The organism is Paraburkholderia sp. LEh10 (assembly GCF_017814945.1).
In the GTDB taxonomy this organism is placed as follows: Bacteria; Pseudomonadota; Gammaproteobacteria; order Burkholderiales; family Burkholderiaceae; genus Paraburkholderia.
This window is the reverse complement of the sequence record NZ_JAGIPX010000039.1, coordinates 1-14,160: the sequence shown is the minus strand read 5'-3', so window position 1 is coordinate 14,160 and position 14,160 is coordinate 1. Positions and strand designations below refer to the sequence as shown.

The following is a 14,160-nucleotide window of genomic DNA, read 5'->3' as shown; positions in this document are numbered from 1 at the left end:
AGTTCAGCAAGCACTGGATGAGCGGATCTGGCGCAATCACGGCCACTGCGTCGGCCGAAGTCGCCACGACGACGCCATCGACAACCGAAATGGTTTGCCGTGAAATCAGCTGTGCCGCAACCGCGCGCCAGGTGGGATGCGCGGGACCCGACGCAGATCAACTGCTTTCTTGAGCCTCGATTGAAGGCAGAAACTGGGGCTCAGACACGATGACGGACGAGACCAAGCGACGCTTCCACCACCGCACCGCGCCGAGTATTGCGACGTATGGATTCCTCATCTGTGAACGACTACCGCTGGCTTCTTCGTCAGTTCAAAAGATAACTTCACCGCTCGCCAGCAGCCTGCCGCAGATTACATCCCAAGAGGTAGACCAGCGCGCACGCAGCTAAATGATCACACGATCCATCATCAACTCGGCTTTGCGTTGATCGCCAGACTTCCCATGCGACAGTGCTGCTGAAGACTTATCAAAACCCCAATCTATAGACTAATGCCTCATCTCATTTGTACTGCTACTTTATCTAGTTCAGTGGATTGCCGTCACGTGAGATGCGAATGGCTGTCGCCTCAACGAAGTCAACGCGTACACTGTCACCGACTTTCAGTCCGTCCAACAGACTATCCGATGTCGCTTCCAACGTTACCGTACGGGTTGCGCCCCGCAGGGTCAACTGTCGCTTGCCGCGATCGATCCGCTCGACAGTCGTGACGGCCTGAACCCGGTGCATTGCAAGCGACGATCCCAACGACTGGGCAGTGGTAAATCCGCTATCGACCCGCTCGCGTATTCCATTCGAGGATGCCTTTTCCGCCCTTAGCAGAAGCGCGCGGCTATATGTGATGGAAACGGCGTCACCGGGCTTCAATGCGTTGACGTTTCCAGCTGATCGGTCAACTATGACATCAATCGGCTCACCGTTTTCTTGCAGAAGCGTTACGCTGTTACGCTCCGCGTCAATCTCGAAGATGATGGCTTTCGTCTGCGTTACGCTCGTTCCCGAGAACTGCCCCGCAGGTACGGATTTGTGGATACCCTCTTCACCGACGGCCTTGCCCGCGGGCGCCATCACTATCAGAAGCGCAGCAATGCCAAGAGAGAATCTGCTTTGCCAACGAATTCTCATGACGAGTTTCCCTAGTGCGAGAATTTGGACGCATTCCATCCCGGTTGGCGTTCGCAATGTCGCGGACAAACCTTGCGATAGAAGCGGCTAAAGCTGGTAGCGAAGTCACCAGAGTAGAGGTCAATATCTGATACGGTCGGGCACACAGCGCTGGCTTTACGACCGTGTGTGTCGCCATGGACAGCGGGTGCCCGGCTCTGGACACTCCTGCATGTATTTCAATGAGAAGCGCCCCCATCCTGAACATATTGCTATCCAGATCGAACGCCTTCCGATGGGCGACAAGAAGAGTCGAATGTGACGATGCGGTGCTACCTGGCTCATTGATGGTGCCCCGTCCACGCATCCTGTGCGTCAAGCAATTTCATCATTAATCGCGCGAGGCCCCGCGAATCTGATACAGATCAGCATCTCATCATATGTGCGAATGCTGTCGTTTCAGCGAGCCTATGCATTGCCGCTTTCATTCCGGTTCGGAACACTGTCTAACTGCGCGCCGAATCCCTTCACAGCTGCGTTGCCCGCCGCTCGCTGCAAACCTGTTTCCGACGCGCCAACCAGTCCCTGCGTGTGCGGAATCCGGGCCACTGCCCTATCTTCGCCCGGGAAATGCTCGCGCAAGATAGCAGCGTCCAGCAGATCGGGTTCGCGAAGCAGCGCGGCGTGACGCGCTACGGGCAGCGTCTTCATTTCTCCCACGCGCCGACGTATCGGCTACCTGTTTCAGGATAAGACCCGCCATCACAGCAAGAATCGGCACGAACCAGAGTGACGATCCCACGTAGCCGATCACGCTGTATCTTCTGTTCCAGACCAGATGCAGAATCGCACGTCTGCATTGCTACCCAATGGCCTCAAGCCAGCGTTCCCGCACCCGGGGGCAGCATTCCGGGTGCCGGTTCGGCCGACGTCACGGACTTCGCATCGAGCTCACGCAGGAATGTCTCGACTACGTCATCGACCGAGACGCGTCGGCCGAGGTCGCCGACCTGCTGTTCAAGTCCTTCAGCACGCAGGATATCGCGTGCGTGTGCGTGGGCTGCAATGACTCGCAGACGCATGCCGCCCTTGACAAGGTCCGCGTGCAATGTCGCGAGCATGCGTGCACCCGCGATGTCGACCGTCGGAGAACTGGACAGGTCGCATATCACAAGCCTGATGGGAGTGGGGCTTGAGCGGATCCTTTCCCATACGGTCTCCCGTACATGTTCGATGTTGAAGTAAAGCAGCGACGCTTCGACGCGAAACATCAGAACACCGGAAATATCCTCATTGTCGGGATGACGCTCGGTGTCCGAATAGCGATGCGTACCAGGAATGCGTCCGAGGATCGCCACATGCGGATGCGCGGCGCGCCGGATGAGCAGCAGCATCGATGCGAGCACCGCAAAGATCACACCTTTGAGGATGCCGAGCAGCAATACGGCGGCAAATGCGACCATCGCCACCAGAAACTCATAACGACTCACGCGCCATACGTGGCGCAATTCGCGAATGTCCACCAGGCCCTTGACCGCCACCAGCACGATTGCGGCAAGCACGACGTTCGGCAGGTTCGTGAGCAGACCCGTCAAGAACATCAGGCAGATGCCAATTGTGACTGACGCAAACACCAGCGCGAGCGGTGTCCTTGCGCCAGCCTTGTCGTTGACGGAGGACTGCGACAAGCCGCCCGCAACGGGATAGCCGTGAAAAAAACCTACGGCGAGATTGGCCGCGCCTAATCCCAGCAGTTCCTGGCGTGGATCGATTTCATAGCCGTTCTTTTGTGCGATGGCGCGCGCGGCCGATACACTTTCCACATATGACAACAGCAGACATGCGAACGCTAGCGGAACGATGCCATCGACATCACGTACACGCAGCCCGGGTAACCGAAATTCTGGCAACCCGCGGGGCAATGTGCCGACGACCTTGAATCCCATCTCGCCGACTGGTGTCACCGTGAGCAGGACAATTGACAGCACGACCACAAACAGCGCGACTGGGCGACCGGGCAGAAACTTTTCGCCCAATAGCAGCAGGACCAGCGCACCCATCCCGAACACGAGCACGACGAAATGCGTATCAGGAAGTTGTCCGGCCAGAATCACAATCCGCTCGAAGAACTGTTCACCGCCGCCCTTGACCCCAAACAGCTTGGGCAGTTGTGTCAGCGCAATGGTCAGCGCCGCGCCGGCCTTGAAGCCAAGTAGTATCGTTTCGCTGATGAAATTGACGAGCGAGCTTAGCCGCAGAATCCATGCGAGCACGCACATAACTGCGACTAGTATCGCCGTCAATGCCGCGATCGATGCGAAACGGGCCGGATCTCCGCCGGCCATGTCCGCGACGGTTACCCCGACGAGCATCGAAATCGCAGAGGTCGGCCCAATGGCCAACTGGCGAGACGAGCCAAACAGGGCGTAAAACATTCCGCCAGCCAGATAGCAGTAGATACCGTATTCCGGCGGCAAGCTGGCAAGCGTCGCGTAAGCAAGCGAAACAGGTATGCCGTAGGCGGCAAGTGTTACGCCCGCGACGATGTCAGATGAAAGCCACTGCAACTGATAGCCCGACAGCCATTGTGCCGGCGGCAGTATCGCGCGCCATCCTCTGGCGGACGACTTGTTTTCAACCTCGACGATGGGAACGTGTTCCTCGACCATCGCACTCTCCTTTTGGGCCGGTTCAGAATGGGACCGTGCCTACCGATCGGTTGCAGTTGTAGCCAAAACCCTACGCGATCGAATACAAGGTCGTGTTAAGGAAACCAAACGAGAAAGTTCGCGTGGTACGTATCGGCATTTGCGTCGACTGTGAATTGAATTTAGGCACCCACGCGGATCCGTCCCGTTGACCTGAATCAATCACGCACAGTTTGCCGATACAGCGAACGCGGGTTGTATCACGCCAGAATCCGCAACCCGATCGCCTGGCGCGTCATATCTCGAGGGACCGGCCTGAGGCGTGCACCTTCACGGTATCGTGGTGTTGGGCGGTCTGGCCCACGAAGGAAGCGGCACATGCTCAGGGTTCGTCTCGTCAGGTCTGGCAAGCGATGTCGCGTCGGGAGTCGTGATCGCTGCCATCAGGACGATGTCGCGCTCCGTTTCGGGCATCTTCTCGATCGCATGCAGTGTGACCCTCGTCATCCAGCACACGTCAGACGGTGTGGCCGACGCAGGGTGCGTCGTGTACAACTGGTACCGGTCGAGATTGACAGGATCGGCATCCAGTTCAATGACGATCTCTCTCGAGAGTGTTTCCATTGCCGCCGCATACTGCTCGGGTGTGGGCAAACGTTCGGTAACGTCGGACGCACTACTCACGAGCACCTTATAAAGAAGTTGAAGATACTGTTCCGCATCCGCGTCGGACATCTGGGCGATCGTGATGCGGTTCATCACAGCGCTGATATCGACAAGGCCAAAGCAGTTGACAGGAACGAGTTCGTCAAGCAGGCGAGTGAACAGTTGGAGGTAGAGCAGTCGGTCTGCCGGCGTAAGACGCGCGAGCCCGCTCGACATGAGCGCTTCGCGTTTTCCCTCGTCGAGAAATATCGCGTCAAGCGCACGGGCACCACCCGGAATACGCCGTTCGATAACGGGGTTGTTCACGACCTTTTCCAACCATGCGATGAGAATGCGCGCTTTCTCCGAGCCTTCTGCGACTCCCTGCTGGCTCAGCATGTCATCCAGACCACCCATTTCCGGCTTTGATGGAGCCTCCACGTTTGGCGGATTGTCGGGCAACCGGTCACCAAAGTCCTGATGGATGGCTGCGCTCGCGCTCAACGAAAGCAGGAGCGCGACTGAACCTGCCAGCCACGGCAGGTTCCTCTGCGCAGCCTGAGTGAACTGGCGGATCACTTTCATTCTCCAGTAAAAAACAACCTCATCGCGCATGCGTGCAAACGAGGCCGCCACAAGCAGCGCTCTTCTGGCTGGTCTAGCTGACTCCTGTCAATAGCCTGACATGCAGCACCAACGCCCCGCCTATTCCTCTGTCATTGCCTTAATCCGACCTTCATGGATCGCCCGGACAAATTCGCGGTAGTCGCGGCGGTTCTGTGAGCTGTATTCCGTGGCGAACTCGGTAATCGCGTCGTCGAAGGTCTGGCCCGAACCCATGTAGCCGGCGATCATTGCCGCATCGCCCGAACGCGCGTGAGCGCGCGCAAGCGCGTGCGCGCACATGCGCGCGTACTGCCGGAGCATCGCTGTATCGAGTGCTTCAATAACGACGGACATCTTCATGTCGCGAAGCTGGCGGATATAAAAGTCGCGCCCATTCTGTCCACGACTCCAGCCGAGAAATACGTCGCTGGCGGCCTGCATCAGGCGCTGCCCGGCTATGACGCGCTGGCCGTGATTTGGATGACGGCTCGCGCCCGCATAGGGCTCAAGTACCGACCTCTTCGCCTCCTTGACCTGCAGGAACAGCGGGTCATTGTCGGAGGCCATGAACAGCCCCACAGCGCACATCGTGCCCACACTGCCTACGCCCACGACCTTGATCGCAAGATCGACGAAATGGAACCTGTCGAAGAGAACGCGCACGTGCTCGGCGAGGCTTTCTCGATACGACGCAATCGCTTCCGAATAACCCGTCTGCAGACCAGGGGCGAGTTCGTCGGTGGGGTGAAAGATGAGCGGCGGCTCGTCCTTGATCCGGGGGTGAGCGCCTTCCTCCGAGACAAGCTTCGGATACAGATAGTCAGGCACGGTCTTGCGGCGTTCCACTTCGATTCGCTGCGCAATCCGCTTGCGTACGGCTTCGACAATCGCGGGATCGCCCGACCGATCCCGGTACTTTTGCAGGTCGATCCTGTCGTACCAGACATCGAGCGCGCGCATGGAGGCATAGTCGTGCATGCGCTCACGGTATTCACGCACGAGTTCCGTGGCTAGGCGTGTCGTGTCGCCATACGGCAATTCCAGATGCTGCGCTGCAATCACGACGCTTGCCGCCAGCCGCTTCAGATCCCATTCAAACGGGGCCGGCAGCGTCTCGTCCAGGTCATTGATGTCGAAGATCACGTTGCGCTCGGGTGTCGCAAAGCCGCCGAAGTTCATCAGGTGTGCGTCACCACATGCCTGTACACGCAGACCGCTGGTTGGCGTCGTCGCCAGATCCGCCGCCATCACAGCGGCGGCGCCACGATAGAAGGCGAATGGTGACGCCGACATTCGCCCGAAGCGAACGGGAATCAGGCCAGGAAGGCGACTTTCATTGGATTCGTGGAGCAGTTCGATAGGATCCCGGCGCTGTTCGGGCAACTTCCACCCTCCCTGCGTCGCCCTGGGCACCGAATCGCGTATGGCCCGCCCTTGTGCCGCCCTTTCCTCAGCTGTGCGGTACAAAACAGGCGTTTCGTGCGTATCGCGTGCGGCCTTGCGTGAAACGGCTTTGTCCATAATATTCCCTACCGGTCTGATCGCTCCGCGTACTGAAACCGGCCCGCGAACGAGGCGTTACTCCGACAGGAGTCTCGTGCGAAACAGGAAGCGTTCTGCTGTAGTTGCGTGACCTGCAACTTACGATACACAAGCGATGCCTCACTGGCTTGATGCAGGTCAACGCATCTCAGGAGGCCGATCGCCTCACGGACAACAATTCGTTTCTGGGCGACAGCCATGCAGCCAGGCGCCACTCGCCGTGCTGCAGCTCCATCGGGATATACGCGTACGGCTCGCCGCCCGGCAGATGGCGCTGGTCGCGCCGGGCAACGAAATCGTCATTGCGCACGGCAACGCTCCGCGGGTGCTGGCGCTCCAGGGGGCAGCCTACAAGGAAGTCGAGGCTTATCCGCTCGACGTTCTCGGTGCGCAGACGGAAGGGATGATCGGCTACCTGATCGAACAGGAACTCGGCAACCTGCTGCCTTTCGACGTGCCGTTCGCAGCGATTCTGACGCAGGTCGAGGTCGATCCGCATGATCCCGCCTTTCAGCATCCGACGAAACCGATTGGTCCGGTCTATTCAAAAGAAGAGGCCGAGCGGCTTGCAAAGGAGCGGGGATGGAGCATCGCCCCGGACGGCGACAGATTCCGTCGGGTCCTCGCGAGCCCTCGACCCAATCATAGCTTCGAAATCCGTTCCATCAGGTGGCTGCTCGAGCACGGCACAATTGTTATCTGCGCGGGCGGTGGCGGAATCCCAACCTGCTATGACGCAAATCACAAGCCGATAGGCGTCGAGGCGGTCATCGACAAGGACCTGTGCTCCGCGTTGCTCGCGCAGGAACTGGCTGCAGAGATGTTGATCGTGGCGACCGATGTGGATGCGGCGTACGTTGACTGGGGTACACCGGACAGTCGGGCCATCGCGCAGGCGCACCCGGACGATCTCGAGAAACTTGGCAAGTGGTTCGATGGGCCCGAAAGTCCAGGCGGCGATCGAGTTTGCCCGTCTTATGGGCAAGGAGGCCGTCACCGGATCACTGTCCGACATCCAGCGTGACGATCCCGGTACTACAGGCGGGCCAAACGGAGCGGTCCTTTTCTTCGAGTCTCTTGGGCAGCAGCCAGAACCCGTTGTGGTCCCAGCCGATGATCTTGATTCGATCACATCGTCGGTTCGTGAACACGTAAAGCGACAAATCCATCGGGTTCATGCGCATCGCCTGCTCAACGATGATCGACAGGCTGTTCATTCCGTAGCGGAAATCAACCGGATCACGGTGGAAAATGACCTTCAGACCTTCGTCGAACGGGAACACGCGAGCCTCCCGAGCATCTGGATGATCACGCAATCGCTTCAACGTTAGCGTGGCGAACGTCGAATTCGACGCCGTTAGGCAGCCGCACATGTAGCGCGAGCGCCAGCGAGAAAAGCGCGCTCACTGGTCGTTCCGCTCGGGCGACGTGAAATGAAATGTGTCGGGTGTCGCGGACCCCCGGTACGCGCGCACCGCTCCGAAAATGAATGATCATCTGGACAGTGCCGGTCACGAATTGGATGCGCCGGAATTCTCGCCCGCCAAGTGCAACGATACGAGTCGCGCAAGCACGATCGCCGGATAGAGTTGACCGACTAGCGCCTCAAGATTCGTGAGCGATCTCGCCTGAGGTGCGATGGGCAGAATGTCGCCATAGCCGGCCGTGGTCAACGTGACAAAAATGAAATAGATCCAGATGGAGCGATCCAATGAGTTCGTGTGAAGGGAAGCACTATAAAACGCCATCGGAATTACGCTACTAACGAGTTGATAAGCCTGTGCCCAGAGCACGCCCAATAATATGTAAAGTGCTATGGCTCCATCGATTCGGTCAAATGTCACTTTGCCAGGACCGAATACATTCATTCCAATGATCACGGTAATTAGCGCTACTGCAACGAGAGTGGTTGCGTCACGTATAGCCAATGTAAGATGAGCCGGTACTACCCAACCGGCCAGGCGAAGGGTAATGGCGGCGAGCGCGACCAGTGTGATTAGCAGGAAGGCTCTTGGCCGTTCTGTTGCCGATACGACGCCGGTTATGAGAATCAAAGAGAGGAGCAGATCCTGCAAGGTTCTGCCAACAAGACCGCCGGGCTCGGTGAAAGATGGGACACCGAACACGGAAATGACAAGCAACGTCAGAAGTACGGCCATGTTCGCCTTGCGTAGCGGCGCGATCGAGCCTGTCAATTGGCGCACATGAGTCATCACTTCCCCCTTCGCAATCAGTCACCTGGTTCGCCAGACCGCGGACATTCTGGGCAAACTTGCTGGCCAGAGCGGATCCACGCACGCCTCGTTGCTCGATAGAAAAAACGCCACCCTTTTTGCCCCCATGCCATGGGCTGAGCAGCCGCGCCGGGGTGGCCTTCGTTAGCTCTGCGTGCTCGCGCCCGTGCACCGCTGCGACTCGCCGTCCTCCGCGCTCTCCGCTTCTTCCTTTTGATCGGGCGATGCCGGTGCCGCATACCACTGTTCCCGCGGTACAACCTTTGGTTCGTCGGGATCGCCCTCGTAGGCGGGGGTCATGATCTGCACGCCGTACTCGTTGAAGACATCGAGGATGTGTCGGTGCAGGTCCGCATAGATCTGGGCGATCATATGCGGCTCACGGACATAGACGTTCAGTTCGTAGGTGACTGCAAAATCCCCCAGCTTGTTTAGCAGGATGAATGGCTGCGGCTCCCTGAGTACACGCGAAGTCCGCTCCGCGGCCACGCGCAGCATCGCCTCCACCTGTCGCCAGGGGGTTTCGTACCCGATTCCGACCGTGGTGTGGACGATTAGTCCTCGCGTGCCGGCCATGGAGCTGAAGTTTGTTACGTCGCCGTTCAGGATCTGGGAATTGGGAATCGTGACCTCTTCGTTCTTGACCGTCCGCAGATGGGTCACCTGGAGGCGGATGGCGATCACCTCGCCGGTCACGTCCCCTACCTTCACCCGGTCGCCGACCTTGAACACCCTTCGATAAGTCATCAGGTAGCCAGCAATGAGATTGGAAATCGCTGTCGAGGAGCCGAGGGAGAGTACCAGGCCAATGAAGATCGAAATCCCTTTGAAAGCGGCAGACTCGGAGCCAGGAATGTACGGGTACGCGATGATAAGCGCGAAGGCGAGAATGAGGACCCGGACAAGCTTGTAGGTCGGGAGGGCCCATTCCGGCTCGAATTGGGCGAAAGTAACGCGCTTCTGCGCCATCGCATCGAAGAAATTACGGAGCCGGCGCAGGACGAACTGGGACAGAAAGTAGATGACGGCCAGAATGAGAATGTCCGGAATGCTGGCGCCCACGGATCTTCCCATATGCTCGACCCCGCCAGCGGCAAGGTCGAACAGGCCGTTGGAGATGGAGCGGGTCCAGGGAAAGAGCGCAAGTACGTAGTGCAGGTAGGCGTACGCAGACACGATGATGGTCGCGACGCCAGCCACAAGCATCAGGCCATGAAATGCCTTCCAGATGGTCTCGGAACGGAGGATCTCAAAGGACTGGATGCCGACGGCGTGGACACGACCCTTCAGACGTTGGGAGAGCACTTTGTCCAACCACCGGTTGAGCACCAGCAGAACTGCGATCACCAGCGCTAGCAAAGCCGTGGCTCCGGCACCATACAGCCCAGCCTTGCGCAGGGCGTCGCCTCTTCGGGACTGCCGGTATTCGTCGATAGCCCGTTGGATCCGCATCCGATGCAATGTGGCGAGATGGTCGCGGCTGGTGTGTTCCAACTGCGCGTCCGCTTCGCTCACGATCATCAGCGTAGCCTCCCCGGCCATGATGATCGTGACGTTCTCGACAACTTCGGTGCTCAGCCGGTCGCTCGGGAATGAAGCGTCCGCCGCTACCTTCTCGATTCTTCCCCTGATGGCCTCGGCGCGCTGCCCGGCGGGAAAGGACGAAACCCCTCGGACCGTGAACAGGAGCTGACCATCGATTTCGACGGGAGCCGTCTCCAGCACCGACTCAAGGAGGGCGGGCGTTTCCGGGCGCACGTCCTCACTTGCAGCCTGAAGCGGAGCCGTCAGCATCATGAACAACACCGCAAGGATGGGAATTCTTGGAGACATTGTCCCCTCCTCTGCCAACAAGGCCGCCGTCCTGTCACCGGACAAGGCGTCTGCTCGGTCAATCTTTGCCGGAAAACTTCCCATGGATATCCTGCCGTGCGGGCTACTGGCGCCCTTGACTTATATCAAGAAAGCCAAAAGAGGGACGGCCGGATCGTCGACCGCGACAAAAATGGTCGTCGACGGCTCCAGGCACTGTGGCGTCTGTCGGCCTGGATGCATCCAGGCCTGAATGAACAGGCCAGTTGTCTCTGCGCATCGAGGCAAGCGGCGAAAGCCGAAGGCCCTGACGAGGCGGACGCATAAGCTGACATAGTTCCGGTCACATCAGGGGAACCGTTTCGATTACTGGCCGGTTCGAGTACGCGCGCCGTGTGGGACTGATCGCCGCCACAACCCGTTTGTTCGGCAGAATGTGTGTGCGCGAACGTAGCGATGGCCGAGTGCTGCCAATCACAATGGCGGCATTTCACGGCACAACTTGTTTGATGAAATCCGCAATTATTTTATGGAGTCCTACGCGTACCTTATCGCCGCAACATCCCTTCTCAAGTCAACGCCCGAAAGGCCGGGGTGCAAGGATACGTTATTGTCTGGTTCGGCATCAACACAACAGACTTCACTCAATCTTCGTTCGCCAGCTGAAGTTTCCGCGGCATCCGAACTATTCCTCACCTTGACGCCAACTCGTTACAGTCAGGCGCTCTACCGCTGCGAAGTAGCGCGCGTGCGACGCGGCTTTCCGCCTATTGCAGCCATCATCCGTTCTTCGTTCACGGTAGACTCGACCTTAACCGTTTTCGCGGCTACATCGATTGCAAACGTGGCACTCGCGTCCGCCTGTGTGATGGCCTGTTGATCGCCTTTACGCATCTAACGCACGACATGTCCTTCACTTCAAATTTCACGGTCACCTCTCATCAGTTGAAAATCGCCTGATGCTGAAACTTCACATGACAGGAAGGTCAAGCGCTCTTGTGTATTCAGCCGATTCGGTCACGTACGGGTGGCACTGGGAAGTACAACGTGAAGGTTGTGCGTTCGCCATAGCTGGCAACGTCCACCTTGCCCCGGTGAAGTTCCATGATGGATTTCACGATAGCAAGCCCCAGACCTGCATTCTTCGCTGAGCCGTGCCGGGAAGCGTCCACCCGATAAAACCGTTCGAAAATCTGTCGACGTGTTCGGGCGCAATCGCATGCCCCTGGTTCGTTACCTCGATGACGGTGTACTTTGCCGAATCGGACGCACAGAGTTCGACCGATGAGCCAGGAAATGCGTGTTCGAGGGCGTTCGACATCACGTTGCTCACGGCACGACGGGACAGCGTCGCGTCGGCAGCGACGCGCGCATTGCCTTCGACCTCAAATTGAATCTCAGCCTCTTCCGTAAGCCCCTGGAAATATGACGCAAACACCGCAATAACCATCCTGGTCGGTCCGTCAAAGCGGTCGTGCCAGTTCGCGCTGGATCAGGGCATGCAGAGCGGGAAAATCAGGCTCCCCAACGATCCGCTTGAGGATCCTCCCGTTTTTATCGACCACAAAGGTGATCGGCGTCATGCGGACTTTATAGAATTGCCGCGCCAGGCCGCCATCCGGGTCCAGCGCAACCTTGAACGGCAAGTGCTGCGTCTGGGTGTAGTTGGCCACATTCGCGGGCGGATCGTAATGCATCGCTACGGCAATGAGATCGAAATCCTTTCCTTTGAACTTGTTGTAAGTTTCGGTCATCTGGGGCATCTCGCGGATGCAGGGCGCACAATTCGACGCCCAGAAATTAACCAGATACACTTTGCCGCGCAGTTCGCTTGTCATTACCTTCTGACCGGACAGCAATCCGAACGTAACGTCTGGCACGGTGCGAGTCCGACCAAAAGTCATGTAGGTCAACGTCGCGAGAACGGCTACGGCCAGCACCACCAAGACGTATCGACGAACGGAGGTCATGAAATGCCCCAATGAAAGAGTCTTCCCGTAGTCATAGCGTATGTCGTGAGCCAGCGTTTGCAAAGTGGCCATTGCACCGCGTCGACGCGCTGACGCGCTATGGGCCGGCGGCCCGGGGTATCGCTTATCTGGCGTAACCGTACTTTTACGCGCGCACATTCAGACGTCGGCCGCACTCACAGTAAGCGGTCACTCCCCGCGAGCGGATCATGATCAGGTGCAAACGGCCGCTGCGGCGCCCCCCCCCGACCACCCTGCCATGCACAAACGGCTGAAGCAAAACGGGCTGCAGCTGCGAACGTCGTCCACTCGAAACAAACGTAATCGTCTGTTAATCGCACGTCCAGCGGCCCTGTTTTCATGGTTAAAGCGTCCTTGCGCTTTGGTACGATTCCCGCCTTTTGCCAGCGAGTCTGCACTGCTATCACCGAAATTTGTCCTTGCTCCGTCAACATTGCGTAAGGTGGCTCGCGCGGACCCAACCGATGGGTCGCTTTCAGCAGAAAGGAAACCAGACTCTTCTTGTAACAGTTTGCTGTGCTGACACCAGCGTGCCTACGAAGCAACTTATTGCTGCTCTTTCGGGGGGAAACGATGAAACATCTTTTCATTGCCGCGGTACTAGCGGGTATTGGAATCGGTGCGTCACGAACTGCGAATGCCACCGACGTCGGGGTTGGCATCAATATCGGCGTACCGCCGCCCGTTATGGTCGCGCCGGCACCCGTGGTCGTGGTATCGCCGGGATGGCACGGGGACCATTAGTGGGACGGACACCGCTACTGGGACCGCGACGAATGGGAGGAGCATCGCCACCATCACGGACATGATCACTGTCCACCGGGGCACGCGAAAAAGGGCGAATGCTGACCAGCACTCACCGCGAGCCGTCACCGGGGCAATGACGCAGGTCCCTCGCTTGACCTTCCTGTGATGGGAAGGGTAATACTGCATTAGTGACGAGCCTGTGAGAAGGATGTCTGTCGAACAACCCCAAACATTGATTGGCCATGAGACGCTCATTGCATGACGATGTGTTTGCCGCATTCGCGAGAGCTTGCAAGGAGGAAGAATTTGAACTTGCCGAGCATCTGCTGTGCGCCATCGAGGTGATTGCACGGCAGCAAGGCGGCTGCGAGCAACTCGACGTCGCCTATGCGCTACTGGCAGAGACCGTGAACCGACCGCGAAGCAATATTCGCAAACGCATCGGTTAATAGCCCGAGTGCGATGCAATGTTACAATCGGCGATCAACTGGTTCATAGTCGCCTTATGTTTGAACGCCTGCTCTAATAACGAGATTTAAACTGAGAGTAAGAGGGAATCGAATGCTCAGGTCGTTTGGCTATGACGGGCATGATCACTACGGCACATTCCTTCGGTATCCTATGCATTTGACATAAACCAAATTAGCATTGTTTCGTACTGTAGTGGCTAAGTTGTAACGTCCGCTTCTATGGGGACTCGTTTGTCAAGCCTTCTGCATCGTCGGGCGTACGGATCGGGTTTCATGTTGCCCCTTCGTGTGATTAACGTCTGATCCAGGGTCGGGGTGTGACGAGCGTTCCAGCCAGTACCGGAACGAACTTCTATCCG

10 protein-coding genes and 3 pseudogenes are annotated in these 14,160 nt (G+C 58.0%); 3 read left to right on the top strand and 10 right to left on the bottom strand.

The genetic code is table 11. The features are described 5' to 3' along the window. Positions 1-524: 524 nt before the first annotated feature. From J8I87_RS27590 to J8I87_RS27570, 5 genes are all read right to left on the bottom strand, one after another. Positions 525-1,127 (bottom strand): hypothetical protein, encoded by a 603-nt coding sequence (locus J8I87_RS27590; protein WP_209935250.1) that lies wholly within the window; start codon positions 1,125-1,127, stop codon positions 525-527. A gap of 447 nt (positions 1,128-1,574) precedes the next feature. Further along, positions 1,575-1,817: a hypothetical protein gene (locus J8I87_RS27585; RefSeq protein ID WP_209935249.1), complete on the bottom strand. Its 243-nt coding sequence runs from the start codon at positions 1,815-1,817 to the stop codon at positions 1,575-1,577. Positions 1,818-1,981: 164 nt separating this feature from the next. Then, entirely contained in the window at positions 1,982-3,775 is a 1,794-nt protein-coding gene (locus tag J8I87_RS27580) for a SulP family inorganic anion transporter (RefSeq protein WP_209935248.1), read from the bottom strand. A 309-nt stretch (positions 3,776-4,084) separates the two neighbouring features. After that, the gene (locus J8I87_RS27575) at positions 4,085-5,035 is read right to left on the bottom strand and encodes a hypothetical protein (protein WP_313066247.1); all 951 of its coding nucleotides are present in this window, start codon (positions 5,033-5,035) and stop codon (positions 4,085-4,087) included. 69 nt (positions 5,036-5,104) lie between these two features. Beyond that, positions 5,105-6,526: a DUF2252 domain-containing protein gene (locus tag J8I87_RS27570; RefSeq protein ID WP_209935246.1), complete on the bottom strand. Its 1,422-nt coding sequence runs from the start codon at positions 6,524-6,526 to the stop codon at positions 5,105-5,107. A gap of 136 nt (positions 6,527-6,662) precedes the next feature. Between J8I87_RS27570 and J8I87_RS27565 the strand changes: the two are divergent. Further along, positions 6,663-7,590 (top strand): annotated as a pseudogene (locus J8I87_RS27565) (carbamate kinase); the annotation flags it as partial. Here the strand turns inward: J8I87_RS27565 and tnpB are convergent. From tnpB to J8I87_RS27540, 5 genes and pseudogenes are all read right to left on the bottom strand, one after another. After that, entirely contained in the window at positions 7,549-7,764 is a 216-nt protein-coding gene (gene tnpB / locus J8I87_RS45000; RefSeq protein ID WP_245254202.1) for an IS66 family insertion sequence element accessory protein TnpB, read from the bottom strand. The pseudogene J8I87_RS27565 and the gene tnpB sit on opposite strands and share 42 nt — an antisense overlap. Before the next feature lie 294 nt (positions 7,765-8,058). Beyond that, positions 8,059-8,760, bottom strand: coding sequence for a potassium channel family protein (locus J8I87_RS27555; RefSeq protein ID WP_209935245.1), 702 nt, complete (start codon positions 8,758-8,760; stop codon positions 8,059-8,061). Positions 8,761-8,925: 165 nt separating this feature from the next. Next, positions 8,926-10,614, bottom strand: a complete 1,689-nt coding sequence (locus tag J8I87_RS27550) for a mechanosensitive ion channel family protein (RefSeq protein WP_209935244.1) — start codon at positions 10,612-10,614, stop codon at positions 8,926-8,928. Positions 10,615-11,597: 983 nt separating this feature from the next. Continuing rightward, positions 11,598-12,025, bottom strand: a pseudogene (locus J8I87_RS45745) (ATP-binding protein); the annotation flags it as partial. Positions 12,026-12,056: 31 nt separating this feature from the next. After that, entirely contained in the window at positions 12,057-12,563 is a 507-nt protein-coding gene (locus J8I87_RS27540; RefSeq protein ID WP_209935330.1) for a TlpA disulfide reductase family protein, read from the bottom strand. 594 nt (positions 12,564-13,157) lie between these two features. Here J8I87_RS27540 and J8I87_RS44990 point away from each other — a divergent pair. Both J8I87_RS44990 and J8I87_RS27535 read left to right on the top strand, forming a co-directional pair. Continuing rightward, positions 13,158-13,433: pseudogene (locus tag J8I87_RS44990) on the top strand (hypothetical protein). A gap of 152 nt (positions 13,434-13,585) precedes the next feature. Further along, positions 13,586-13,780, top strand: a complete 195-nt coding sequence (locus J8I87_RS27535) for a hypothetical protein (protein ID WP_245254195.1) — start codon at positions 13,586-13,588, stop codon at positions 13,778-13,780. Positions 13,781-14,160 lie beyond the last annotated feature (380 nt).

Bases quoted from the DNA above. Each gene is read 5' to 3' on its own strand.
- J8I87_RS27590 (WP_209935250.1), bottom strand. From the start codon at position 1,127: ATGAGAATTCGTTGGCAAAGCAGATTCTCTCTTGGCATTGCTGCGCTT.
- J8I87_RS27585 (WP_209935249.1), bottom strand. From the start codon at position 1,817: ATGAAGACGCTGCCCGTAGCGCGTCACGCCGCGCTGCTTCGCGAACCC.
- J8I87_RS27580 (WP_209935248.1), bottom strand. From the start codon at position 3,775: ATGGTCGAGGAACACGTTCCCATCGTCGAGGTTGAAAACAAGTCGTCC.
- J8I87_RS27570 (WP_209935246.1), bottom strand. From the start codon at position 6,526: ATGGACAAAGCCGTTTCACGCAAGGCCGCACGCGATACGCACGAAACG.
- tnpB (WP_245254202.1), bottom strand. From the start codon at position 7,764: ATGAACAGCCTGTCGATCATCGTTGAGCAGGCGATGCGCATGAACCCG.
- J8I87_RS27555 (WP_209935245.1), bottom strand. From the start codon at position 8,760: ATGACTCATGTGCGCCAATTGACAGGCTCGATCGCGCCGCTACGCAAG.
- J8I87_RS27550 (WP_209935244.1), bottom strand. From the start codon at position 10,614: ATGTCTCCAAGAATTCCCATCCTTGCGGTGTTGTTCATGATGCTGACG.
- J8I87_RS27540 (WP_209935330.1), bottom strand. From the start codon at position 12,563: ATGACCTCCGTTCGTCGATACGTCTTGGTGGTGCTGGCCGTAGCCGTT.